Source organism: Duganella callida, assembly GCF_004614165.1.
GTDB lineage: Bacteria > Pseudomonadota > Gammaproteobacteria > Burkholderiales > Burkholderiaceae_D > Rugamonas > Rugamonas callida.
Map to the genome: position 1 here is coordinate 1 of NZ_SPVG01000241.1, position 21,342 is coordinate 21,342.

Sequence of the window (21,342 nt, forward strand, 5' to 3'; positions counted from 1 at the left end):
GCGCCGCCGATGCCACGCCGCCGCCGCTGAACGATACGCTGCGCCAGCCGGCGCCGCCGCCGTCCTACCGGCAGCCGGCCGGCGCGCCGTATCCGGCCCAGCCGCCGGTGTATCAGCAACCGTCCGGTTCCGGCAATGCGCTGCTGCATGGCGCGATCGGTTTCATGCTGGGACGGGCGATCAGTCAGAGTCACCAACCGGTCTCGTATCCGACCGGCAGCCAGGCGCAACAGCAACAGCCAGCTGTGCCAGGCAGCGGCAGCAGCAATGGCAGCGATCAAGCCAACGGCAACGGAATTGACAGCGGCGCCCGCAGCGGCAGCGATCTCGGCAACCGCAACAGCAGTTATGCCGCCAGCGGTATGCCCGGCCTGGATGCGCACGCGCAGGCGCCACGGCCATCTTTCGGCGCCAGCGTGCTGCGCTGGTTCATCTGGCTGTCGGTGCTGAGCCTGTTCGCCTGGGCCATCGTCTACAGCGTGCGCAAGCTGCGCCGTCTGCGCGGCACCCCGACTTATTCATTTGAAAGGAACTGAGATGGGCTGGTCCGATGCTTACAACTATCTGCGCAACGGCGCGGCCAAACTCGCCGGCAACGAGGCGCCGCGCACCGATACCGGCCTGCCGCTGGGGGCGCGTATCGGCAGCGTGGTCGGCATCCAGCAGTCGCCGCTGCTGCGGGCGGTGGGCGATGGCTCGCTGATCACGCTGCCGGCGGCCGACGACACGCGCATCGTCGCCGTGTCCCAGTTGCGGCTCCAGCAGTCGGGTGGCCTGTACCGCTATTACCTGGAAACCGGCGACCGCGACGACGAGCGGGAGAAATTCCTGCAGGTCTACCAAAACGCCGGCGGCGCGGTCAGCGAGATCCTGTACTGCAGCCAGCTGGCGCGCGTGATCCCGGAAACCATCGAGGACCAGGACGCTTACACGGGCCGCGCCAGCGCCGGCCTGGGCGACCGCAGCTACACGCTGTGGCGCGATCAGCTGAACGACATCGGCCTCGATCAAAGCGACCTGGACATGATTTTCGGCGACCGGGACAGCCTGCCCTACCGCCGCGACGCCGGCGACCCGCAGGCCGAGTTCGTGCCCCCGTACACCGGCACCGAAACCCGGCTGGACGACAGCGGCGGCCGCTCGGGCCTGCGCCAGGAAGTGTATTTCATGCCCTACGTGCGCCAGTTGCGCGGCGGCGGCTACGAATATCTGCTGATCACGACGGAGATCATCCATAGCGTGAACGGCGATACCAGCAAACGCGGGATCCACGTCGACTTTGTGATCGGCATCCCGGTGGAGCAGCAACGCATCGTTATCCAATGATGCGCAACTTTTGAATGAGGACAACTGACATGAGCAACTTGAATGGCTGGGGTTTGACCGCGCGCCTGATCACCAAGCATTTCGGCGCGCTGGGCAATCGCGTCTCCGAAGCGATCGCCAACTTTGATCCGGAAACCGCCACCGAGGCCGACCGCGACCGCCTGGCCGACAATCTGCGCAGCGCCGCCCAGAAACTGGCCGCCGCCCGCAGCGCCTTCCAGAAGGAGGCCGACGATGTGGTCAAGCTGCGCCAGTTGATCGCCACCGACGAGCAGGCCGCCGGCACCCTGGCCGAGCGTCTGGCTTCCGGCAAGATCTCCGAGTCGACCATCACCCTGTTCTGCGACGAGCTGGAAGCCAACAAGGCGCGCCTGCCGCAGGAGCAGCAGGAGGAAGCCGACGCCAGGCAGTACATGGACGAGCTGCAAACCATCGTCGATGCGCTGTCCAAACAGCTGGCCGAGTTCGACGCGCAGGCGAAAAAGGCGATGCAGGCGCTGTCCTCGGCCAAGGCGCAGCAGGATCTGCAACGTCTGCGCGCCGAGCGCCAGGAACAGCTGGCCGGCCTGCAAGGCATGCGCGGCCAGTCCAGCGCGCTGAGCGCCTTGACCCGCCGCGCCGACACCATCCGCAACCAGGCCGAAGGCATGCGCATCGTCACCGACATCGGCCAGCGTCCGCTGGACCAGGCGGCCGAGCTGGAGGCGATCCGCAAATCGGTCAGCCAGCCGGCGCTGGGCAACGAATCGGCGCTGGCGCGCTTGCAGCGCTTGTCCGGCCAGTCCAGCGAGCCGCTGGCGCTTGCAAAGTCCTGATCCAGCTACAATATAGGCCGGAGACGCCAGTCGGCGTCGCCGGTTTTTATTATCAGATTGGAAAAAATATGAAAGCGATCCCACCGTCCGAGTCCCTCATCGAGTACCCGAGCGACTTCCCGATCAAGGTCATGGGTCCGACTCATAACGAATTCGCCCCGACCATCGTGCTGGTGGTGCAGAAGCACGACCAGGATTTCCACGAAGGCAAAATGGAAGTGCGCCCCTCGGCCAAGGGCAATTACACCGGCCTGACCTGCGTGGTGCGCGCCACCAGCCGCGAGCAGCTGGACGCGCTGTACACCGAGCTGTCGGCGCATCCGATGGTCAAGATCGTGATGTAATCAGCCCTGCTGGCGCTGGAAGGCATCAATCTCTTCCAGCAGCCAGCGGCGGAACGCCTGCACCTGCGGCCGCTCGGCCGCGCCGGGCGGCGTGACGAAGTAATACTCGTCCGGGCTGGGCGTGCTGATATCAAACAGCCGCAGCAACTGCCCGGAAGCAATCTCCTGCATCGCCACCACGTGCCGCACCAGCGCCACGCCGTTGCCGTCGGCGGCGGAACGGATCAGCATCGATAAATCCTCGAACAGCAGCCCGCCGGACGGTTCCGACAAATCCACCCTGGCCGCCTGCAGCCATGGCATCCATGGCTCGACCGAGCGCAGCAGCGTGTGCTGTGCCAGATCGGTCGGCGCGGCCGGCAGCGCCCCACCGCGATAGTGGGGACTTACCACCGGGTAGTACATATCCCCCATCAGTTTCAGCGCCAGCATGCCCGGATAGTGGCCGCGGCCAAACCGGATACCGACGTCGATGCCCTCGCGCGCCAGATCCTGCATGTGTCCACTGGACTGCAACACCACTTCGATATCCGGATGCAGCTCGATAAATCGGCCCAGACGCGGCGCCAGCCAGCGCGCCGCAAATGACGGAATCGAGGTGATGGTCAGCCGCTGATTGATGGCCGCCGCGCGCATGGCGTTGGTGGCCACCGCGATATCGGCAAAAGTTTTGCCTAAAAACTGGGCAAATTTCAGGCCGTCGTTAGTTATTTTCACCTGCCGGCCGTGACGCACGAACAGCGGCCTTCCCAATTCCTCTTCCAGCGCCCGCACCTGGTGGCTGATCGCCCCATGCGTCAGGTGCAGTTCTTCCGCCGCGCGCGAGAAATTCTCGTGGCGGGCCGCCGCCTCGAAGGCGCGCAGGGCGGAAAAATTGGGCAGGCGGATGGCCAAGTTGTGGATAACTATGTGAATAGAACTAACAAGAATTGCGAAAATATACCGTTATACAGGCACTTAGACAAGGTTTACCATGTGAATAAATCTACCCAAGGAGCCGCCATGTCGCTTGAACTGTACGTCGATAGCCTGTCCACCAGCCCTTATGCCCTGTCCGCCTTCGTGGCGCTGACCGAAAAGGGCTTGCCATTCACGGTCAGGACCGTGGACCTGGGCAGTGGCGAGCAGAAATTGCCGGCCTATGCCGGCCGCGCACTGACCGGCCGCGTGCCGGCACTGGTCGAGGGCGACTTTGTGCTGACCGAATCCAGCGCCATCACGGAATATCTGGACGAGAGTTTCCCGGCGCCGGAATACATCGCGCTGTACCCAAGCGACCGCCGCCAGCGTGCCCAGGCGCGCCAGATCCAGGGCTGGGTGCGCAGCGACCTGCTGCCCGTGCGGGTGGAACGCGACACGGAAACGGTGTTTTACAACAAGCCGTGTGCGCCGCTGAGCGACAGCGCACAGCAGGCCGCCGCCAAGCTGGTGCACGTCGCCGGTCACTTCGTGCAGGGCGCGCAGCACCTGTTCGGCGCCTGGTCGATTGCCGATACCGATCTGGCCATCATGCTGAGCCGGCTGGTGCGCAATGGCGACGAGATGCCGCAAAAACTGCGCGACTACGTTGATTTCCAGTGGCAGCGGCCATCGGTGCAAGCCTGGCTGAATCGCCATCAACCTGGCTGAAAGCGGCTGCCGGAGCGGGTTCCAGCCCGGTGATTTATAATGGCGGGCATGACGTCCCCAACCTCCCCTGAGATCAGGCATCTCGGACTCGCCGATTACGACAGCACGTTTGCCGCCATGCGCGCCTTCACCGACGCGCGCACGGCCGATACGCGCGACGAGCTGTGGATCGTCGAGCATCCGCCGGTCTACACGCTGGGCCTGGGCGCCGACCGTGGCCACCTGCTGGCCGGCGCGTCCACGATCCCTGTGGTGCAGACCGACCGCGGCGGCGAAGTCACCTACCACGGCCCCGGCCAGGTGGTGATCTACCTGCTGATGGACCTGCGCCGCAACAAGCCGGGCGGCAAGCTGTACGCGCGCCAGTTTGTGAACAAGATCGAGCAGGCGGTGATCAACGTGCTGGCGGCGTATAATCTCGACGGTGAGCGCGTCGCGGGCGCGCCGGGCATCTACATGGCCGGCGGCCCGAAAAAGGGCGCCAAGATCGCCGCGCTGGGCTTGAAGGTGCGCGGCAATGGCTGCACCTACCACGGGCTGTCGCTGAACGTAGCGATGGACCTGGCGCCGTTTTCCTGGATTAATCCCTGCGGCTATGCCGGCCTGGAAACCATCGACATGCGCAGCGTCGGCGCGCCGGCGCAGTTGTCGGATGTGCAGCGGCAGCTGGCCGAGGAATTGGTCAAGGTGCTGCACATTGACGCCGCCGAACCCGCAACAACCGAATAACCCACTATGCCCGCGAGGGCACGCAGAGCTATGACTTCCGAGACCACTATTGCTTACAACCCCAGCGAAAAGCAAAAAGGCGCCAGCAAGACTTCGCGCATTCCGATCAAGATCGTGCCGGTCGAGCAGGTCGAGCGTCTGAAGAAGCCGGAGTGGATCCGCGTCAAGGCCGGTTCGCCCAACACCCGCTTCTACGAGATCAAGGACATCCTGCGCGAGAACAAGCTGGTGACCGTGTGCGAGGAAGCCAGCTGCCCGAACATCGGCGAATGCTTCGGCAAGGGCACCGCCACCTTCATGATCATGGGCGACAAGTGCACCCGCCGCTGCCCGTTCTGCGACGTCGGCCACGGCCGCCCGGACCCGCTGGACAAGGACGAGCCAACGAACCTGGCCAACACCATCGCCAAGCTGCGTCTGAGCTACGTGGTGATCACCTCGGTGGACCGCGACGACCTGCGTGACGGCGGCGCCCAGCACTTCGTCGAGTGCATCAGCAATACCCGCGCGCTGTCGCCGCGCACCCAGATCGAAGTGCTGGTGCCGGACTTCCGCGGCCGCCTGGAAAAGGCGCTGGCCATCTTCGCCGACGGCCTGCCGGACGTGATGAACCACAATCTGGAAACCGTGCCGCGCCTGTACAAGGAAGCGCGTCCGGGTTCCGATTACCTGCACTCGCTGAAGCTGCTGAAGGACTTCAAGGCGCTGTATCCGGGCGTGAAGACCAAGTCGGGCATCATGGTCGGCCTGGGCGAGACCGACGAGGAAATCCTGCAGGTGATGCGCGACATGCGCGAGCACGACATCGACATGCTGACCATCGGCCAATACCTGGCGCCGTCGAACAGCCACCTGCCCGTTCGCCGCTACGTGCATCCGGACACCTTCAAGTTCTTTGAAGAAGAAGCGTACAAGATGGGCTTCGCCCACGCCGCCGTGGGCGCCATGGTGCGCTCCTCGTACCACGCGGACGAGCAGGCGCACAACGTGCTGGCCGCAGGCTGATGAACAAGGGCTCCGCAAGGAGCCCTTTTCATTTGATCTGCATCAGAAGGCGCGGCTTGCCCGCATAGCGGCAGAAGCTATACTGACTCGATGGAGGTCATATGCCGATCGTCGACATCAGCGTAGCTCAAACCCAGCTCACCAGCCTGCTCGAAGCCGCTCGCCGCGGCGAGGAAGTGATTCTTACCGAAGCCGGCCAACCGGTCGCTGAACTTTTAGCCATGCCCACGCCCAAGCCGTTCAAGTTCGGTACGATGAAAGGCAGAATTTGGATCGCCGAGGATTTTGATGCTCCGTTGCCTGCCGATCTGCTAGCAGCCTTTGAAGGCAAATAGTGCGGCTCCTGTTAGACACTCATGTATTGCTGTGGAGCTTGCAGGACGACCTTAAATTGTCAGCGCTCGCCCGGGAGAAGATTTTGGCTGCGCGGCCGACATACGTCAGCAGTGCGTCCATTTGGGAAATCGCAATCAAAGTCAGTGTTGGTAAGCTCGATGTGGATTTAGACGACCTGTTAGGGCAGATTGCGCAAATTGGCTTGCGTGAGTTGAGGGTCTCGCACAAGCACGCCGCCAAGGTGAAAGAGCTACCGTTGATCCATCGCGATCCATTTGATCGCCTGCTGATCGGTCAGGCAGTCAGCGAATCGTTGACCTTGCTTACTACTGATCGAGTTCTAGCGAATTACTCCACACTGGTGGAACTGATCTGAATGACTTGGGCGGTGCGTTGAAGATTTGGTATGATGCCTGGTCTTGTTGTCACTTCAACCATGATTATAGGAAGCTATCATGTCGCTCCGCATTAATGACATCGCGCCGGATTTCAGCGCGCAAACCACCCATGGCCAGATTCAGTTCCACGACTGGATCGGCGATCAATGGGCCATCCTGTTTTCGCACCCGAAAGATTTCACGCCGGTCTGCACCACCGAACTGGGCTACATGGCCAGGATCGAGCCGGAATTCACCAAGCGGAATACCAAGCTGATCGGCCTGTCGGTCGACCCGGTCGACAACCACGAGAAGTGGGCCGCCGACATCGAGGAAACCCAGGGCGCCGCCGTCAAGTATCCGATGATCGGCGATACCGACCTGAACGTGGCCAAGCTGTACAACATGCTGCCAGCCGACGAAGCCGGCGGCTCCGACGGCCGCACCGCCGCCACCAACGCCACCGTGCGCTCGGTGTTCGTGATCGGCCCGGACAAGCGTATCAAGCTGATGCTGACCTATCCGATGACCACCGGCCGCAATTTCGATGAAATCCTGCGCGTGCTGGATTCGATGCAGCTGACCGCCAAGCACAAGGTCGCCACGCCGGTGAACTGGAAAAACGGCGACGACGTGATCATCACCACCGCCGTCTCCAATGAAGAGGCCGAAACCAAGTTCCCCGGCTTCCGCACCATCAAGCCTTACCTGCGCGTGACCAAGCAACCGGCGTAATGAGCGTACGCATCGAGGCATCGTGGAAGCAGCAGCTGCAGCAGGAGTTTGAGCAGCCGTACTGGGAAGCGCTGACCTCGTTCGTGCGCGCCGAATATGCGGCCGGGCAATGCTGTCCGGCCGGCAAGAACATCTTCCGCGCCTTCGACCTGACGCCGTTCGATCAGGTCAAGGTGGTGATACTCGGCCAGGACCCCTATCACACGCCGGGCGCCGCCATGGGCTTCTGCTTCTCGGTCCCGGACGGTAACCGTCCGCAGCCCAGCCTGCAGAACATCTTCCAGGAACTACACAACGATCTCGGCCTCGCGCGGCGCCAGACCGATCTCACCGATTGGGCGCGGCAGGGCGTGTTCCTCTTGAACAGCGTGCTGACCGTGCGCGCGCGCGAGGCTGGCTCGCACGCCAACCAGGGCTGGGAGACGTTCACCGACAGCGCCATCCGCCAGCTGTCGCAGCAGCGCGAGCACATCGTCTTCATCCTGTGGGGCAGCTATGCGATCGCCAAGCGCGCGCTGATCGACAGCCGCAAGCACCTGGTGATCACTGCGCCGCATCCTTCGCCATTCTCTGCGCACAAAGGCTTCTTCGGCAGCAAACCATTTTCGCGCGCGAACGACTACCTGAGCGCCAACGGCCAGACGCCGATCCAGTGGGCCTAGAGGTCGAACGCGCGTTCGACCAGCCACACCGCCGCCACCAGCGCGATCAGCGCCGAGCCGCCATGCATTACGCCGCGATAGAAGCGCGTGTCGCGCAGCGTGAACGCCAGCGGCAGGAACAGCGCGACGATGCATAGCTGACCGAGCTCCACGCCCAGGTTAAAGCCGAACAGGCTGGCCAGCAGCGCGCCTTGCGGCAGGCCGAGATCGATCAATACGCTGGCAAAGCCGAAGCCATGAATCAGGCCGAACGCGAATGCCGCCAGCGGACGGCGCCCGCGGAACAGCGGGTACAGGTTGTTCACCGCCGCCAGGATCACCGAGGCGGCAATCGCCGATTCCACCAGCCGCGAAGGCAGCGACACCAGCGACAGGCTGGCCAGCGTCAGGGTCAGCGAATGCGCCAGCGTGAATGCCGTCACCACCTTCAGCACATCGATGAAGGCGCCGCGCAGGTTGTTCAGCGGCGCCGCCAGCAGCACGGCCGGCAGCAGCAGCGACAGCAGGAACAGGATGTGATCGTAGCCGGTCCAGATGTGCCAGACGCCGTCAATGACGTAAGCGCGAAACTGATGCCAGCGGTCGGGCGCGGCCAGCGACAACGTTTGCCGTGCGTGTGCGGGATCGAAGATGGCGGTGATGGTCTGGCCATCGTGCGCGAGGTGCAGCAGACCCTTGTGTTGCGGGTCGAGGTCGGCAAACAGCTGGTAGTGAATGTCCAGCGTGGCGACGTCGCCCGGACAGGCGGCGTCGAAGCGCAGGACGTTGTAGGCACCATCGGTATGGTTGTCGATCAGCTGCTGCACGGGCGTGAGTTTGCAGGGGCCTGCCTGGGTGGCGATCTGCAGCCGTTGCAACGCATACGCGGCGATGGCCGCATGGCGATTGCGGATCTCGTCCCAGGTCAGCTTGCCGTCGCCATCCTGATCGAGGCCGATGGCGAAATCGAGGTCGCGCAGGGCAATGTCCCACTGGCCGCTGACACGCGCCTGCGTTACGCTGAGCGAGAGATAGCTGTCGCTCGGTTTGTGCGCTTGTGCCGGCGACACGGCGCCGCACAGCAGTGCCAGAAATATCAGCATGCGTATCATCGCCGCCCCTTGTTCAGTTGCTGTATCAGCCTGGCCGCCGCCACGTCCTCGGTGTGATGTTGCGCGAGCCAGGCAACCACCGGCTGCGCGGCGCGCGCGTCGCCTGCCCGCAGGGCGGCGTCGAGGTAGATGCGGGCGTCGGCGGCTTCTTTTTGCACTTCCCAGTTTTGCCGCGCCAGCACCAGCGCCCTGCCCGCGTCGCGACGCAGCAGCAGTTCGAAGCGCGCCTGCTCGCGCTGATGCACACTGTCGCCGCGCTGCATGGCGGCTTCGAAGCGGGCCGTCAGTTCGGCGATATCGGCATCGAGCTGGCGGCGCTGATTACCCTGCTGCTGCAAGGCCAGCGCGCGCCGCAGCAGCAAGGCGTCGATACGGGTCTGGTCGGCCAGCAGCATCAGCACTTCGCCCGGCCGCCGCTGTTCAAGCAGGAAGTCGGCATAAGCGCCCAGCAGATAACTGTCGCGTGGGGCGAGCGTCAACGCGCGCCGGTAACGCTGCTCGGCCAGCGTCGATTCGCCCAGGCGCTGCGCGATCTCCGCCAGCGTGGTCGAGGCCCAGACGCGCAGTTCTTCCGGCGCGTTGGGACTGCGTTCCAGGGTCAGGTCCAGCAGCTGTTCGCTGGCTGCGGCGCGGCCGGTCGCCGCGCCGACGCCGGCGATGCAGGACACCGTCACCAGCTCGATCGACAGGCTGGAGACATGGGCGCAGCTGGTGGTGGCGCCGGCATAGTCGCCCTGCACGGTCTGGATGGTGGCCAGCGTCAGCCAGGCCTGCGGGTTTTTCGGATCGTCGGCCAGCACGGCCTTCAGATCGGCGATGGCGGGCGTGAACTGATGGGTGCTTTGCAGCAGCGTCGCGCGCAGCAGGCGCACTTGCGGCGGCGGCGCGCGCAGTGCCCACCATGGCGCCAGCGCCGCCTGTGCATAGCCGAGATAGCGCGGATCGGTTTCGCTGCGCGCCAGCTTGATGTAGCGGCGTGCAATGTCGCTGGCCAGCGTCAGGTCGCCGGGCTGCGCCTGCAACTGCGCGCGCAGGCGGCGCAGTTCCTGTTGCAGCGGATCGCCGCGGCGCGGCAGGGTTTCGATCACCTGCTGGCCGCTGGCGGGAATGTAGGGCTGCGCCTGTGCTGCCTGTGCCGCCGTCACGACGACGGCGGCACACCAGGCCAGCTTGCGGATCAGATTTGTCATGACGCTCCTCGCATGGCAAAAGGTGGCTGCGGCCGGCGCAGCCACCCTGGCGCCTACTTCAACGCCACCGGTTCCGTATCGTCCGGCGTGGTGGCGGCGATGCTCTCGGTCGCCACCGGTTCGGTGGTGGTCTCGGCACCGTCGCCGATGATCGCCAGCACCGCCGTGTAGAACTTGTCGACCGTGCTGACAGGTGGCGGCGGCGGTGGTGGCGTAGACGTCACCGGATCCTCATAGTGACTGTCGCCGCCGCAGGCGCTGAGGGCCAGCAGCAGCAGCATCGGCATTGCGCTCAGGCTGAGTTTTTTCATGGCGCCCTCCGCATCGCTTGTGCCGTCGATGCCGTTTGCGGCGAACCTGGCAGCGGGTTTTTCAGATACGGGAAGGCGGCCGTGAAGTAGCTGTCGTCGAGGTAGGCGCCGTCGGTGAAGTGCAGGCCGCCGGCCGGTGCGTCGGCCGGTGCGCAGCCCAGGTTCAAGGTGCACAGATTGCCCATCACCACGCGCAGCGCGATGTCGACCACGTCGTCGCCGGGGCGGCGGCCATTGGGGAAGCCGGCATTGTCGCCGCCGATCACGCCGAGGCGGTTCTGTTTGCCCATCGCCACCGCCGGCGTCGAGGTGTTCAGGCGCAGCATTTCGGAAGCGGTGACGGTGGCCGGCTGGTTCAGACCTTTCACGCCGGTCAGGAAGGCCGCCACCAGGTCATTGCGCGGGAAGTTGGTCGGCGCCTTGGCGCCGGCGCTGCCGTACAGGATTTCGATCAGCGCCGGCAGGGTCGGATTGGTGACGTAGGTGGCGAATTGCGCGTCGCCGGAAGGCTTGCTGGCATTGAAGGTATCCTTGTCCTTCAGGCCGATCACCACCTCGTTCACCAGCGGCATGCCGAGGCGCGAGACCTGGGTCCAGGCGCCGCCCTCCTTCGATGGCGTGCTGCTGTTCGGGGTCGGGTTCAGCAGACGGCCCTGGCGCACGCTGGCGGTGGTCCAGCCGCCGATCACCGGATCGCTGCTGCCGGACGCGGTCAGGCAGGATGCCGCCACTTCCAGTTCGATGGCGGTGACGTTCTTGTCGGCCAGATCGTCGTGCGCAGCCTTTTCCGCGTTGGCGGCAAACTCGGTGGCCGGCGCCTTGATGTTCACCAGGTCGAAGGTTTCGCCCAGATTCACCACGAACGGATCCTTGCGCTGGCCGACGAACACGCGGCCCGGCGTGCTGCAGCCGGGGATGTTGATGTTGTAGACGTGGGCCGCGGCATACGCTGCGTAGTTCGGTATCGACTTGTTGCCGATATTGTCGAGCGGCTTGTCGAAGGTGCTGCTGCCATCGGCGGCGTTGGTGACGGCGGCCTTGGTGCCGGTGCGGCGGTCGCCGCGCACCACGTTGATGGTGTAGGTCTCGCGCACATTGGCGCCAGCGGCGTTCGGTGCGGCGATGGCGCCGCCGTTGATCACCAGCGGGATCGAGACCTGCTTGCCGCCGACGGTCAGCTTGGTGTCCTTGTTGGTGTTATTGAAGCGGAACTGGAAGGTCAGGTCTTCCTTGGCGTCGCCATTGTTATCGATGTGGATTTCATACAGCGCGTTGGGGTCCATCTCGAAGTAGTTCGGGCCGCCGTAGGCATCCTGCAGCGGCACATAGTCGGCGATCAGCGTGACGAAATTGGCACGGCCGGTTTCGTAGCTGCGGAACATATAGAAGTCGGTGCCATCGACCTTGGGGCTTTGCGTGACGAACGGTGCCTCGCGGTGGCTGGATGCCAGCACGGATGGTGCGTATGCGCCAACCAGTGCGCTCAGCACGGCTAGCTTGACGATAGTTTGCATGTCTTCATCTCCCATTAGTTGACCAACGTGGTACTGCAGGCTGATATACGCGGCGTGATGTGCGCCAGATTCAGATTCGCTAAGATTTATTTCTAGAAATTGTGGGTGAGGGTCAGCCGCAGCGTGCGCGGCTCGACCGGGTGGAAGTGCACGTCGTCGACACCCTGTGCCGGTTCGCCCGCGAGGCGCGAGGTGTAGAAGTAATCGATATCGCTGGCGCGGCGGTTGAACAGGTTGAAGCCGTCCAGGGTCAATCTGGTGCGCTGACCGATGCGGTAGCCGATGCGGCCGTAAGCCAGCATGGTGGAGGCCGAGCGCACGCTGTTATCTTCGATCAGCGGGCGCGGGCCGAAGTAGCGCAGCTCGAAGCCGCCGAACCAGTTGCCGATGTCCTTGACGGTGACGCCGAACGAAGCCACCTTGTCGAGCGCCTCCGGCACGTAGTCGCCGACCGGGTCGTGCTGGCGATAGCGCGCCCGCGAGGCCGACAGGTCGAGGTCGAACAGCAGCCACGGCGCGGCGATGTAGTGGTTGCTCCATTCTATCCCGCGCCGGCGACTGGCGCGGCTGGCTTCGGTCTGGCCGCTGTCGCCGGCGTACACCAGTTCGGAATCGATATCGAGCGTCCACAGCGACAAGGAGCTTTGCAGGCCGGGCAGCCATTCGCTGCGCACACCCAGCTCGGCGCCGCGTGTGCCTACCAGCGGCGGCGCCGGCTCGGGGCCGGTCACGCCGCGCGCGTCGTTGCTGTGAAAGCCGGTGCCGTAGTTGAGGAAGTATTCGGTCCTGGCCCAGGGCCCGAGTATCAGCGACAGCTTGGGCGAGAACTTGTACGCGTCGGCCCGCTCGCCGTTGACCTGGAAGCGGTAGGCGTCATGGCGCAGGCCGGCGATGCTGCGCAGCCAGGGCGTCCAGTAGCTGGTGTTTTCGGCGTACAGCCCGATGCTGGCTTGGTTGACGCGGTCCTCGCGCACGGTGGCCAGCCGCTGGCGCGCCGCGGTGGCGTACAGGCCGATCGGCGCGATGTGGTCGTAGCGCGTCTGCACGCCGATCTTGTTGCGCATGTCGATGCCGCCAAGCTGATTCAGCCAGGTCTGGCTGGTGCTGGCGCCACCCATGGTGCGGCGCTCGCTTTGCTGGAACTGGTCGCCGCGCAGCGGATCATTGAGCCGGTAAGTGAAGTTGCTGTACAAGTCCAGGCTGGAATGCACGAGGTAGGCCGAGGCTTCGGTGATGCGTTCGCCGCTGCGGCGATGCCAGTTCCAGGCCAGGCTGGCGCGCGCGGTGTCGCCGCCGTCGCTGGGATCGAGGCTGCCGTAGCGGTCGATCAGTCCCTCCTGCACGGCGCGCAACGGCACCTGGTCGGTGGCGTGCCAGCGGTTGCGGTAGCCCATGGCGGTGACGCTGTAGCCGTCCTGGGCGTCGCCGTGGCTGTAGCGCAGCGTGCCGCTGTACTTGCGCACCTGTTCCGGCGTCTGCCACGGGCCGTTGTTGCGGGCGATTTCCAGTCCGTACAGCAGCGTGCCGCCGGCGGCCATAAACGAATCGGCCAGCACGCCGCGCTGGTAGCCGTAGCTGCCCAGCGTCAGGCTGGCGATCCCTTGCGGCAGCTGGTCGGCCAGGCGGATGTGGGCCGCGCCGGCCGAGGAGAAATCGCCCTCGTCGGCGAAATAAACGCCCTTCTTGTAATCGATGCGCTGCACCAGTTCCGGTATCAGGAAATTGAGGTCGGAGTAGCCCTGGCCGTGCGCGTTGCTGCGCATGTTCACCGGCATACCGTCGACCCAGGTGGCGAAGTCAGTGCCGTGGTCCAGGTTGAAGCCGCGCAGGAAGTACTGATTGGCCTTGCCGTCGCCGCTATGCTGGGTGACGATCATGCCGGGCACGAATTCCAGCAGCTCGCCAGTGCGCAGCGCCGGCCGGTTGGCGATCAGGCTGGCCGTCACCGTGCCCTGGCTGGCGGCGTCGGACGTGCCGACCGCATTGTCGTAATGGCCCAACACCACCACCGTGGCGGCGACCGAGCTGTCGCCATCGACCGCCGCCCAGGCCGCGCCCTGTATCGCCAGCAGCGCCGCCATGCCGTACCTGATTGCCATCGCCCTCTCCCGGTTGTTGTCATGCTTGTACGGGACGGAAGGCGCGCCGGATTCACCGAATTGTGTTCGTGGCTGCACAGGAGTGTGATATTTTGCACATGCCTATTTATTCACAAGGAATGCCGTGTCCGACGCCCACACGCTCGATCCCCAGCAATTGCGCACCTGGCTGCAAGGCGCCGCCAACCGCGATGCCGCGGCCTTTCGCGCGCTGTATAACGCCACATCGTCGAAACTGTTCGGCTTCGCGCTGCGTATATTGAACAAGCGCGAGCTGGCCGAAGAAGTGCTGCAGGACAGTTATGTCGCGATCTGGAACAACGCCGGCACGTATCAGAGCCACCTGGCGGCACCGATGACGTGGATGACCACCATCGTGCGCAACAAGGCTTTCGATCTCCTGCGCCGCAGCGATGTGCATGCCGAAATAGATGGCGAACAGTTTGACAACGAGGTGCTCAATGCCCTGCACGACCCCGCAGCCACGCCCATCGAGGCACTGCAAATGAGCGGCGACGCCAAGGCGCTGGCGTATTGCATGTCGGTGCTCGAGCGCATGCACCGGCAGGTGATCGGCCTGGCATATTTCCATGAACTGTCGCACAGCGAAGTGGCGGCGCAGATGGAACTGCCGATCGGCACCGTCAAGACCTGGATACGGCGCGGCCTGGAGCGCCTGAAAGCCTGCCTGGCGAAAGGCGGCCGCACATGAATATCCGCGACAATGGCCCGCTGCGCGAAAAGCTGGCCGCCGAATACGTGCTGGGCACGCTGAAGGGCGGCGCACGCCGCCGCTTCGAAGGCCATCTGCACAACGATGCGGCGCTGCGCCGCACCGTCACCGAATGGCAGGACCGGCTGGCGCCGATGGCGGAATTCGCGCCGGCGCAGCAGCCGCGCAAGCAGGTCTGGAGCGGCATCGAACGTCGCCTGGGACTGCGTCCCGCCGCACCGGCCTGGCAGTTCTGGCGCAACGAGTCGCTCAACTTCTGGCGCTCGCTCAGTCTGGCCTCGGCGGCGCTGGCGGCCTTGCTGGTGATCGTCATCGGCACCCGCGTGCTGGAGACGCCGCAGCTCGACTACGTCGCCACGCTGACCGACGACAAGGCGCATACCGCGCTGGTGCTGACCGGCGATACCGGCCGCAGGACGTTGACGGTGCGCCTGGTCGGCAATGCGCCGGTGGCCAGCGACAAGACGCTGCAGCTGTGGGCCGTGCCCAAGCAGGGCAATCCGCGCTCGCTGGGCGTCCTGGGCGATCACGGCGAGATCAGGCTGGCGCTGACCAACAGCGCGATCGCCGACGATGTGGCCCTGCTGGCCGTGTCGCTGGAACCGAAAGGCGGCTCGCCCGACCCCAACGGCCCTACCGGTCCTATCCTCTACAAGGGCAACTGGGTGCGTGTGATGTAGTTTGAAAGTTGCTATCATCGCGGGTATCGGGCAATGCCCTCATCCGCGAGTCAGCGCTTATGGACGCCAGCAAATTCACCGTCGACTATTTCAACCAGTTCGGCAAGGGCACGCTGCCCGATCATCTCGGCATCAACATCACCTCCGTCAAGGAGGGGGAGATCGTTGCCGAGTTCGACGTCGGCGGCCAGCACCTGGCGCCGAATGGTTTCCTGCACGCGGGCGCGGTGGTCACGCTGGCCGATACCGCCTGCGGCTATGCCTGTTTCTCGCACCTGCCGGACGGCGCGCAGAATTTCACCACGGTCGAATTGAAATCGAATCACCTCGGCACGGCGCGCGAGGGGACGGTGGTGGCGACGGCGACGGCCGTGCATCTGGGCCGCACCACGCAGGTGTGGGATGCCACGGTCGTCAACAAGGGCACTGGCAAAACAATAGCGTTGTTCCGATGCACGCAAATGATCCTGTACCCGAAGTAATCTGCTACATTGCAGCAAAGCCGAGCCCCCGCTGAATTCTCTTTATCGTTTCCCTTTAGGACGCATATGAAAAAATTCATCAAGCTGGTTGGCTGTGGCCTGCTGCTGGCCGCTTCGCTGGCGATGGCCCAAACTCCCTATACCGACGACGCGGTTTACCGCGGCCTGGGCGGCAAGGAAGGGATCAGGAAGATCGTCGATTCGTTTCTGACGCTGGTACTGGCCGATCCGCGCATCAAGGACAATTTCGCCGATTTTGACATCCCGCAGATCAATCAGCGCCTGCAGGAACAGTTCTGCGAATATGCCGGCGGTCCCTGCAAATACACCGGCAAGTATCACGACAAGGCGATGGAAGGCGTGGGTCCGGTGCGCGACATGAAGAGCGTGCACCAGGATCTGCAGATCACCAACGCCATGTTCAACGCGCTGACCGAAGACTTGCAGATCGCCATGGAACAGCACCAGGTGCCGAGCGGCGTCGCGCTCAAGCTGGTCGCCAAGCTGGCGCCGATGCAGCGCGATATCGTGACCAAATAAGCGTGAGACTCGACATGAAAAAAATCATTCCAGTCCTGCTGGCGGCTCTGGCATGCGGCGCCGCGTCCGCACAAATGAAACCCGACATGGGCAAGCTGCTGGCTACCGGCGGCGTCTCGCAGGTCGAAGGCGCCGGCGGCGGCGGACTGACGCCGTGGGCGCTGATCACCGGCTACGGCACCCGCGACAGCTGGGGCGCCAATGCGCATTACACCTATGTCGATACGCAGGACTATCGCTTGAACAGCTACGGCGTGGCGGTCGGCATCGCCGATCGTCTGGAACTGTCGTTCGCCAAGCAGGAATTCAAGGGCAGCCTGGCGCCGCTCGACCAGCTCAACATCAGGCAGGACATCGTCGGCCTCAAGCTGAAGGTGGCCGGCGACGCGGTATATGAGCAGGACAGCTGGATGCCGCAGGTCGCCATCGGCATCATGTACAAGAAGAACAAGGGCATAGGCGGCCTCGGTGCGCTGGGCGTCACCAACGTCAAGCAGCTCGGCGCCAGGGACGACAGCGGCTACGATTACTACGTCTCCGCCACCAAGCTCCTGCTGGAGCAAAGCCTGCTGCTGAACGGCACGCTGCGCGCCACCAAGGCTAACCAGATGGGCCTGCTCGGCTTCGGCGGCGACCGCAACGATGATGTGCGCCTGGAGCCGGAGATCTCGGCCGCGTACCTGATCAACCGCCGGCTGGCGCTGGGCGTCGAATACCGCCACAAGCCCCACAACCTCGGCGTCGATAACGAGAAGGCGTACTATGACGCCTTCCTGGCCTGGTTCCCGACCCGGAACGTCTCGGTGACGCTGGCGTACGCCAATCTGGGCGACATCACCATCTTCAATCCCAAGAAGCAGAAGGGCTTGTACCTGTCGCTGCAGACCGGCTTCTAGTAGGTTTTGTAGGGCAGGAATTTGCCGCTCAGGACCACCTGCACGCGGTCACCCTTGGGATCGGCTTCGCGCTGGATATCCATCGAGAAGTCGATCGCGCTCATGATGCCGTCGCCGAATTCCTCGTGGATCAGTTCCTTGATGGTGGTGCCGTAGACGCTGACGATTTCGTACCAGCGGTAGATCAGCGGATCGGTCGGCACGGCGGTTGGCAGCGAGCCTTTGTAGGGCACGATCTGCAGCCAGGCGGCTTCTTCGTCGGTGAGGGAGAACAGTTGCTGCGCCTTGTCGGCCTGGGCGCGGGTGAAGGTCATCTGGCCGAGCAGGGCGGCGGTGGTCCATTCCTTGCTCTGGCCGAATTCGGTGGCGATGTCGGCCCAGCGCATCTGCTTGGCGACTTTGGCGGACAGGATTTTTTGCGTGACTTGCTGGCGGTCCATGGCGGCTTCCCTGGTTGGTTGGAAAGCCAAAAGCCATGCAAGCCGCGTGCCAGTGTCAGCCCTGCAGCGATTGCGCCAGCAACTTATGCAAGGCGGCGAAATCCGGCTCGCCCAGGTAGCGCTTGAGAATCTTGCCGTCCTTGCCGATCACGAAGGTGGTCGGCGTCATGTTGACGTTGCCGTAGGCCTTGGCGGCCGAACCGTCGGTATCCAGCGCCACCTTGAACGGCAGCTTGCGGGTTTCGGCGTAGTTCATCACGTAGTTGGGCGGATCGTAGTTCATCGCCACGGCCACGAACTCCAGGCCCTGGTCCTTGAACTTGTTGTAGGTGTCGACCATCTTCGGCATTTCGCCCACGCAGGTGGTGCACGAGGTTGCCCAGAAATTGACCATCACGACTTTCCCGCGCAGGCTTTCCGGGGTGATTTTCTCGCCCTTGATGCTGACAAAGGCCAACTGCGGCGCCACCTCACGTTGGTTGAGCGTGGCGTAGGCGCCGAAACCGATGGCGGCAATCGCCACCGCGGCGATCACCGGTTTAATCCATGCGCGGGAGGAGGTAGTCATGATGAGCTGCTCTGCGAATTATTGGCGGGTTTGGGCTGGTAGGTCTTCCACTCTTCCTCGGAGATGTATTCGAACACCTTGACCACCTTCATCACGCCGCTGACGCCGCGCGCGATGTCGGCGCCGATCTGGCCCTCACGCTGGGTCACGCGGCCCTGCAGGTAGACCACGCCGCGTTCGGTGACCACCTGGTAGGAATTGGCGGAAATGTCCTTGGCATCGACCAGGCTGGCCTTGACCTTGGTGGTGATGATGGCGTCGCTGGAGCGCGAGGTATAGCTCGACGGGCCGGCGATCTCCAGTTCGTTGATCACTTCGACCACACCCTCGATGCTGCGCACTTCGCGTTCGACGGCGGCCTTCATGGCGTCGTCGCGCACTTCGCCGGTCAGCAGGGCGCGGCGGTTGAAGCTGTTGATGTTCACGTGGCCGGCGTCGCCGGTCGCGTTGTTGGCCTTGATCTGGCCCTTGACCTCGATCGCGCGGTCTTCCGTCTGCGCGCCCAGGGTGCGGCGGTCGGTCGCCGCCAGCGTTCCGGAAATCGCACCCCCCGCGACCACCGCCACGCAGCCCGACAGCGACGCCAGCAGGGCGCCGCACAGCAGGCTCATCGCCAGTGGACGTTGTACTTTTTTCCAGATGACGCCGGGATTACTCATTCACATCTCCTCCGAACAGGGCGACGTCGATGCCGTCGCAAATGCAGTGTATGGTGACCAGGTGGACTTCCTGGATGCGGGCGGTGCGGTCATGCGGGACGCAGATGTGGATGTCGGCGTCGGTCAGCATCTTGCCGATGGCGCCGCCGCCCTTGCCGGTCAGCGCCACCACGCGCATCTCGCGCTCCAGCGCCGCCTCGATGGCCGCCATCACGTTGCCGGAGTTGCCCGAGGTGGAGAACGCCAGCAGGATGTCGCCGGCCTGGCCGAACGCCTGCACCTGCTTGGAAAAGATCTCGCGGTAGCTGTAATCGTTGGCCACCGCGGTCAGGATCGAGGTGTCGGTGGTCAGCGCGATGGCCGGCAGCGGGAAACGCTCGCGCTCGAAACGGCCCACCAGCTCGGCCGCGAAGTGCTGGGCGTCGGCGGCCGAGCCGCCATTGCCGCACACCAGGATCTTGTTGCCGTTGGACAGCGCCGAGAACATCATCTCGATCGCCTGGGCGATATGCGGCGCGAGGACGGTGGCGGACTGGATTTTGAGTTCGGCACTTTCGTGGAAGTGCGAAAGGATGCGTTGATTAGTCATAGTGTGCTGATTATAGTGCAGTCGTTGGACGGACCGGACAAGCGCTGAAAAAAATGCTTACATCTCCAGCGCGTTTTGTATCCATGACAACTTGTGCTCATCGATGGCAACCACATCGAAGCGGCACGGCGGCGGGATTTTATGGCGCAGCAGGTAATATTGCGCGGCCCGCAACAGGCGCTGCTGCTTGGCCGGGGTGACGCTGTAGACCGCGCCGCCGAAGCGCGCCGAGGCGCGCCGGCGCACCTCGACGAACACCAGCAGCGGGCCGTCCAGCATGATGAGGTCGATTTCGCCCGATTTGCACAGGAAATTGCGCTCCACCAGCGTCAGGCCGTGGGCTTCGAGGTGGGCCAGCGCCCGGTCCTCGCCCAGCCGGCCCAGCCGCTGCTGTGGAGTGCGCGGCATGGCTTCCTCATGGGATCGCCACCGGCTGCGGTGCGCCGTTCTTGTAGATGGCCGACTGCTCGACACGCTCGAAGCTGGCCGGGCCGTCGCCGAATTTGACGTTCAGCTTGCCTGTGACGCCGTCCAGCTGGAAGCGGCCCACCGGGTGGCGGCTGATCTCGCGCGCCACGCGGAAAGCATCGATACCCAGCGCGTACAGGCGCGCCATGTCGGCGCCGCCGACGCCGCCGGCCTGCTCGGGATGCGGGTAAACCATCACCGCCGGATGGTCGCGCTGCACCTGCCAGGGCAGATCCAGCAGGCGCACGTTTTCCAGGTCCTGGGTGGGGAAGTTGGCGTTGCGGCCCGGATTCAGCGCCGAGGTGCCGTAGATCGGCAGGCTGCTGAACTGCTCGGTCGGCACCGGCGCCGGCGGCGGCAGCGCGTCGGCGGTGCTGATGATGGGGTTGTCCGGCGCGGTGGTCAGCGCGCTGGCCAGAGCCAGCCGCAGCTGGCGGGTCTGGTCGGCGCCCATGGCCGAGAACAGCAGCGCCGGCAGGTCGTCGCGCAGGCGCGCGCGCAGCTGCACCAGTTCCGGGTCGCTCAGATAGCCGTCCGGCGCGCTCAGTTCGACAATGCGGACCTGGCGGCCCAGCTTGCCTTCCCACTGGTTGGCGAAGGCGGCGGCCACGCGGCGCTGCCAGGCCGAGCTGGTAGTAAGCACCAACGCCGCGCCGCCCGGCTGCTCGCTGTTGGCCCATTGCGCCACCTGGCGCGCTTCTTCCTCGATCGACAGGCCGATCGCCAGCATGTTGGGCGGCAGCGGCGCGGCGCCGGGCATGCCGTGGCCTTCGGGAGAATTCAGCGCGATGGTCGGCTTGCTCAGCAGCGGGCTGGCCGCTACCGCCGCCACGGCCGGGCGCGACAGCGGGCCGACGATGATGTCGTCGGTGTCCAGCGTGCGGGCGTAGGCGGACAGGATATCCTGCGGCACGTCGCCGGTTTCCACCACGCGCACGCTGATGGTGTCGCGGTCGCGTTCCCAGGCGGCCATGAAGCCGGCGCGCACGGCGTCGGCGGCGGTGCCCAGCGTGTCCGAGCGCAGCGGCAACAGCAGGGCGATGCGGGTATTGGCGCCGGACGGCGGCGCCGCGTCGTTGACGAAGCGGGCGCCGGACTCGGCCTGGCGCAGTTCCGGCTGGCCG

Annotated in this window: 27 protein-coding genes and 1 pseudogene; 16 read left to right on the forward strand and 12 right to left on the reverse strand. The window is 64.5% G+C overall.

The annotated features are described in order from the left end of the window. The 4 genes and pseudogenes from E4L98_RS30170 to E4L98_RS24295 form a co-directional block, all read left to right on the forward strand. Positions 1-536, forward strand: a pseudogene (locus tag E4L98_RS30170) (hypothetical protein); the annotation flags it as partial. 1 nt (position 537) lies between these two features. After that, positions 538-1,326, forward strand: a complete 789-nt coding sequence (locus E4L98_RS24285) for a DUF2491 family protein (protein ID WP_135204110.1) — start codon at positions 538-540, stop codon at positions 1,324-1,326. Positions 1,327-1,355: 29 nt separating this feature from the next. Next, on the forward strand, positions 1,356-2,141 hold the full coding sequence (locus tag E4L98_RS24290) for a coiled-coil domain-containing protein (protein WP_135204111.1): 786 nt from the start codon (positions 1,356-1,358) through the stop codon (positions 2,139-2,141). A 68-nt stretch (positions 2,142-2,209) separates the two neighbouring features. Beyond that, a complete protein-coding gene (locus E4L98_RS24295) occupies positions 2,210-2,485 on the forward strand; it encodes a DUF493 family protein (protein WP_135204112.1) in 276 nt (91 codons plus the stop codon). Here the strand turns inward: E4L98_RS24295 and gcvA are convergent, their stop codons facing one another. Beyond that, on the reverse strand, positions 2,486-3,379 hold the full coding sequence (gcvA, locus tag E4L98_RS24300; protein ID WP_135204113.1) for a transcriptional regulator GcvA: 894 nt from the start codon (positions 3,377-3,379) through the stop codon (positions 2,486-2,488). A 108-nt stretch (positions 3,380-3,487) separates the two neighbouring features. On the opposite strand from gcvA, the gene yfcF reads away from it, so the two are divergent. The 7 genes from yfcF to E4L98_RS24335 all read left to right on the forward strand — a co-directional run bounded on the left by yfcF (position 3,488) and on the right by E4L98_RS24335 (position 7,958). After that, positions 3,488-4,114, forward strand: coding sequence for a glutathione transferase (gene yfcF, locus E4L98_RS24305; RefSeq protein WP_135204114.1), 627 nt, complete (start codon positions 3,488-3,490; stop codon positions 4,112-4,114). A 48-nt stretch (positions 4,115-4,162) separates the two neighbouring features. Then, positions 4,163-4,843: a lipoyl(octanoyl) transferase LipB gene (gene lipB, locus E4L98_RS24310; protein WP_135204115.1), complete on the forward strand. Its 681-nt coding sequence runs from the start codon at positions 4,163-4,165 to the stop codon at positions 4,841-4,843. A gap of 30 nt (positions 4,844-4,873) precedes the next feature. Next, entirely contained in the window at positions 4,874-5,848 is a 975-nt protein-coding gene (lipA, locus tag E4L98_RS24315; protein WP_135204116.1) for a lipoyl synthase, read from the forward strand. A gap of 101 nt (positions 5,849-5,949) precedes the next feature. Next, the gene (locus E4L98_RS24320) at positions 5,950-6,183 is read left to right on the forward strand and encodes a type II toxin-antitoxin system Phd/YefM family antitoxin (RefSeq protein ID WP_135204117.1); all 234 of its coding nucleotides are present in this window, start codon (positions 5,950-5,952) and stop codon (positions 6,181-6,183) included. Next, complete coding sequence (locus tag E4L98_RS24325; protein WP_135204118.1) at positions 6,183-6,560, forward strand: type II toxin-antitoxin system VapC family toxin; 378 nt, start codon at positions 6,183-6,185, stop codon at positions 6,558-6,560. The genes E4L98_RS24320 and E4L98_RS24325 overlap by 1 nt, the downstream gene beginning before the upstream one ends. Before the next feature lie 79 nt (positions 6,561-6,639). After that, complete coding sequence (locus E4L98_RS24330; RefSeq protein ID WP_135204119.1) at positions 6,640-7,296, forward strand: peroxiredoxin; 657 nt, start codon at positions 6,640-6,642, stop codon at positions 7,294-7,296. Beyond that, positions 7,296-7,958 (forward strand): uracil-DNA glycosylase, encoded by a 663-nt coding sequence (locus E4L98_RS24335; RefSeq protein WP_135204120.1) that lies wholly within the window; start codon positions 7,296-7,298, stop codon positions 7,956-7,958. Before E4L98_RS24330 ends, E4L98_RS24335 begins: the two co-directional genes overlap by 1 nt. On the opposite strand, the gene E4L98_RS24340 is transcribed toward E4L98_RS24335, so the two are convergent. From E4L98_RS24340 to E4L98_RS24360, 5 genes are all read right to left on the reverse strand, one after another. Continuing rightward, positions 7,955-9,049: a HupE/UreJ family protein gene (locus E4L98_RS24340; RefSeq protein ID WP_135204121.1), complete on the reverse strand. Its 1,095-nt coding sequence runs from the start codon at positions 9,047-9,049 to the stop codon at positions 7,955-7,957. The two genes, E4L98_RS24335 and E4L98_RS24340, sit on opposite strands and share 4 nt — an antisense overlap. Further along, positions 9,046-10,239, reverse strand: a complete 1,194-nt coding sequence (locus tag E4L98_RS24345) for a tetratricopeptide repeat protein (RefSeq protein ID WP_135204122.1) — start codon at positions 10,237-10,239, stop codon at positions 9,046-9,048. The genes E4L98_RS24340 and E4L98_RS24345 overlap by 4 nt, the downstream gene beginning before the upstream one ends. A 53-nt stretch (positions 10,240-10,292) precedes the next feature. Continuing rightward, positions 10,293-10,550, reverse strand: coding sequence for a hypothetical protein (locus E4L98_RS24350; RefSeq protein ID WP_229257548.1), 258 nt, complete (start codon positions 10,548-10,550; stop codon positions 10,293-10,295). Continuing rightward, positions 10,547-12,064: a DUF4331 domain-containing protein gene (locus tag E4L98_RS24355; protein WP_135204123.1), complete on the reverse strand. Its 1,518-nt coding sequence runs from the start codon at positions 12,062-12,064 to the stop codon at positions 10,547-10,549. The genes E4L98_RS24350 and E4L98_RS24355 overlap by 4 nt, the downstream gene beginning before the upstream one ends. A gap of 92 nt (positions 12,065-12,156) precedes the next feature. Further along, positions 12,157-14,163, reverse strand: a complete 2,007-nt coding sequence (locus E4L98_RS24360; protein ID WP_135204124.1) for a TonB-dependent receptor — start codon at positions 14,161-14,163, stop codon at positions 12,157-12,159. A gap of 124 nt (positions 14,164-14,287) precedes the next feature. Here E4L98_RS24360 and E4L98_RS24365 point away from each other — a divergent pair, with 124 nt between their 5' ends. The 5 genes from E4L98_RS24365 (at position 14,288) to E4L98_RS24385 (ending at position 17,494) form a co-directional block, all read left to right on the forward strand. Beyond that, entirely contained in the window at positions 14,288-14,875 is a 588-nt protein-coding gene (locus E4L98_RS24365; protein ID WP_135204125.1) for a sigma-70 family RNA polymerase sigma factor, read from the forward strand. Continuing rightward, positions 14,872-15,576 carry an anti-sigma factor gene (locus E4L98_RS24370; protein WP_135204126.1) on the forward strand — a complete coding sequence of 235 codons (705 nt, stop codon included), beginning with the start codon at positions 14,872-14,874 and terminating at the stop codon, positions 15,574-15,576. The genes E4L98_RS24365 and E4L98_RS24370 overlap by 4 nt, the downstream gene beginning before the upstream one ends. Before the next feature lie 59 nt (positions 15,577-15,635). Beyond that, entirely contained in the window at positions 15,636-16,058 is a 423-nt protein-coding gene (locus E4L98_RS24375; protein ID WP_135204127.1) for a PaaI family thioesterase, read from the forward strand. A 66-nt stretch (positions 16,059-16,124) separates the two neighbouring features. Beyond that, positions 16,125-16,598, forward strand: a complete 474-nt coding sequence (locus E4L98_RS24380; protein ID WP_135204128.1) for a group I truncated hemoglobin — start codon at positions 16,125-16,127, stop codon at positions 16,596-16,598. 14 nt (positions 16,599-16,612) lie between these two features. Next, positions 16,613-17,494 carry a DUF3034 family protein gene (locus E4L98_RS24385; RefSeq protein WP_135204129.1) on the forward strand — a complete coding sequence of 294 codons (882 nt, stop codon included), beginning with the start codon at positions 16,613-16,615 and terminating at the stop codon, positions 17,492-17,494. Here E4L98_RS24385 and cynS read toward each other — a convergent pair. The 6 genes from cynS to E4L98_RS24415 form a co-directional block, all read right to left on the reverse strand. Continuing rightward, positions 17,491-17,934: a cyanase gene (gene cynS / locus E4L98_RS24390; RefSeq protein ID WP_135204130.1), complete on the reverse strand. Its 444-nt coding sequence runs from the start codon at positions 17,932-17,934 to the stop codon at positions 17,491-17,493. The genes E4L98_RS24385 and cynS overlap by 4 nt on opposite strands. 55 nt (positions 17,935-17,989) lie before the next feature. Continuing rightward, positions 17,990-18,502, reverse strand: a complete 513-nt coding sequence (locus tag E4L98_RS24395) for a peroxiredoxin family protein (RefSeq protein WP_135204131.1) — start codon at positions 18,500-18,502, stop codon at positions 17,990-17,992. Beyond that, complete coding sequence (locus tag E4L98_RS24400; protein WP_135204132.1) at positions 18,499-19,161, reverse strand: BON domain-containing protein; 663 nt, start codon at positions 19,159-19,161, stop codon at positions 18,499-18,501. The genes E4L98_RS24395 and E4L98_RS24400 overlap by 4 nt, the downstream gene beginning before the upstream one ends. Beyond that, positions 19,154-19,750: a phosphoheptose isomerase gene (locus E4L98_RS24405; protein ID WP_135204133.1), complete on the reverse strand. Its 597-nt coding sequence runs from the start codon at positions 19,748-19,750 to the stop codon at positions 19,154-19,156. The genes E4L98_RS24400 and E4L98_RS24405 overlap by 8 nt, the downstream gene beginning before the upstream one ends. A gap of 57 nt (positions 19,751-19,807) precedes the next feature. Then, a complete protein-coding gene (locus E4L98_RS24410; RefSeq protein WP_135204134.1) occupies positions 19,808-20,158 on the reverse strand; it encodes a YraN family protein in 351 nt (116 codons plus the stop codon). Positions 20,159-20,165: 7 nt separating this feature from the next. After that, on the reverse strand, positions 20,166-21,342 hold a 1,177-nt coding region (locus E4L98_RS24415; protein WP_135204135.1), incomplete at its 5' end, for a penicillin-binding protein activator.

Excerpts from the sequence above, each read along its gene's own strand:
- E4L98_RS24285 (WP_135204110.1), top strand. The coding sequence starts at position 538 with ATGGGCTGGTCCGATGCTTACAACTATCTGCGCAACGGCGCGGCCAAA.
- E4L98_RS24290 (WP_135204111.1), top strand. The coding sequence starts at position 1,356 with ATGAGCAACTTGAATGGCTGGGGTTTGACCGCGCGCCTGATCACCAAG.
- E4L98_RS24295 (WP_135204112.1), top strand. The coding sequence starts at position 2,210 with ATGAAAGCGATCCCACCGTCCGAGTCCCTCATCGAGTACCCGAGCGAC.
- yfcF (WP_135204114.1), top strand. The coding sequence starts at position 3,488 with ATGTCGCTTGAACTGTACGTCGATAGCCTGTCCACCAGCCCTTATGCC.
- lipB (WP_135204115.1), top strand. The coding sequence starts at position 4,163 with ATGACGTCCCCAACCTCCCCTGAGATCAGGCATCTCGGACTCGCCGAT.
- lipA (WP_135204116.1), top strand. The coding sequence starts at position 4,874 with ATGACTTCCGAGACCACTATTGCTTACAACCCCAGCGAAAAGCAAAAA.
- E4L98_RS24320 (WP_135204117.1), top strand. The coding sequence starts at position 5,950 with ATGCCGATCGTCGACATCAGCGTAGCTCAAACCCAGCTCACCAGCCTG.
- E4L98_RS24330 (WP_135204119.1), top strand. The coding sequence starts at position 6,640 with ATGTCGCTCCGCATTAATGACATCGCGCCGGATTTCAGCGCGCAAACC.
- E4L98_RS24335 (WP_135204120.1), top strand. The coding sequence starts at position 7,296 with ATGAGCGTACGCATCGAGGCATCGTGGAAGCAGCAGCTGCAGCAGGAG.
- E4L98_RS24340 (WP_135204121.1), bottom strand. The coding sequence starts at position 9,049 with ATGATACGCATGCTGATATTTCTGGCACTGCTGTGCGGCGCCGTGTCG.
- E4L98_RS24345 (WP_135204122.1), bottom strand. The coding sequence starts at position 10,239 with ATGACAAATCTGATCCGCAAGCTGGCCTGGTGTGCCGCCGTCGTCGTG.
- E4L98_RS24350 (WP_229257548.1), bottom strand. The coding sequence starts at position 10,550 with ATGAAAAAACTCAGCCTGAGCGCAATGCCGATGCTGCTGCTGCTGGCC.
- E4L98_RS24355 (WP_135204123.1), bottom strand. The coding sequence starts at position 12,064 with ATGCAAACTATCGTCAAGCTAGCCGTGCTGAGCGCACTGGTTGGCGCA.
- E4L98_RS24360 (WP_135204124.1), bottom strand. The coding sequence starts at position 14,163 with ATGGCAATCAGGTACGGCATGGCGGCGCTGCTGGCGATACAGGGCGCG.
- E4L98_RS24370 (WP_135204126.1), top strand. The coding sequence starts at position 14,872 with ATGAATATCCGCGACAATGGCCCGCTGCGCGAAAAGCTGGCCGCCGAA.
- E4L98_RS24375 (WP_135204127.1), top strand. The coding sequence starts at position 15,636 with ATGGACGCCAGCAAATTCACCGTCGACTATTTCAACCAGTTCGGCAAG.
- E4L98_RS24380 (WP_135204128.1), top strand. The coding sequence starts at position 16,125 with ATGAAAAAATTCATCAAGCTGGTTGGCTGTGGCCTGCTGCTGGCCGCT.
- E4L98_RS24385 (WP_135204129.1), top strand. The coding sequence starts at position 16,613 with ATGAAAAAAATCATTCCAGTCCTGCTGGCGGCTCTGGCATGCGGCGCC.
- cynS (WP_135204130.1), bottom strand. The coding sequence starts at position 17,934 with ATGGACCGCCAGCAAGTCACGCAAAAAATCCTGTCCGCCAAAGTCGCC.
- E4L98_RS24395 (WP_135204131.1), bottom strand. The coding sequence starts at position 18,502 with ATGACTACCTCCTCCCGCGCATGGATTAAACCGGTGATCGCCGCGGTG.
- E4L98_RS24400 (WP_135204132.1), bottom strand. The coding sequence starts at position 19,161 with ATGAGTAATCCCGGCGTCATCTGGAAAAAAGTACAACGTCCACTGGCG.
- E4L98_RS24405 (WP_135204133.1), bottom strand. The coding sequence starts at position 19,750 with ATGACTAATCAACGCATCCTTTCGCACTTCCACGAAAGTGCCGAACTC.
- E4L98_RS24410 (WP_135204134.1), bottom strand. The coding sequence starts at position 20,158 with ATGCCGCGCACTCCACAGCAGCGGCTGGGCCGGCTGGGCGAGGACCGG.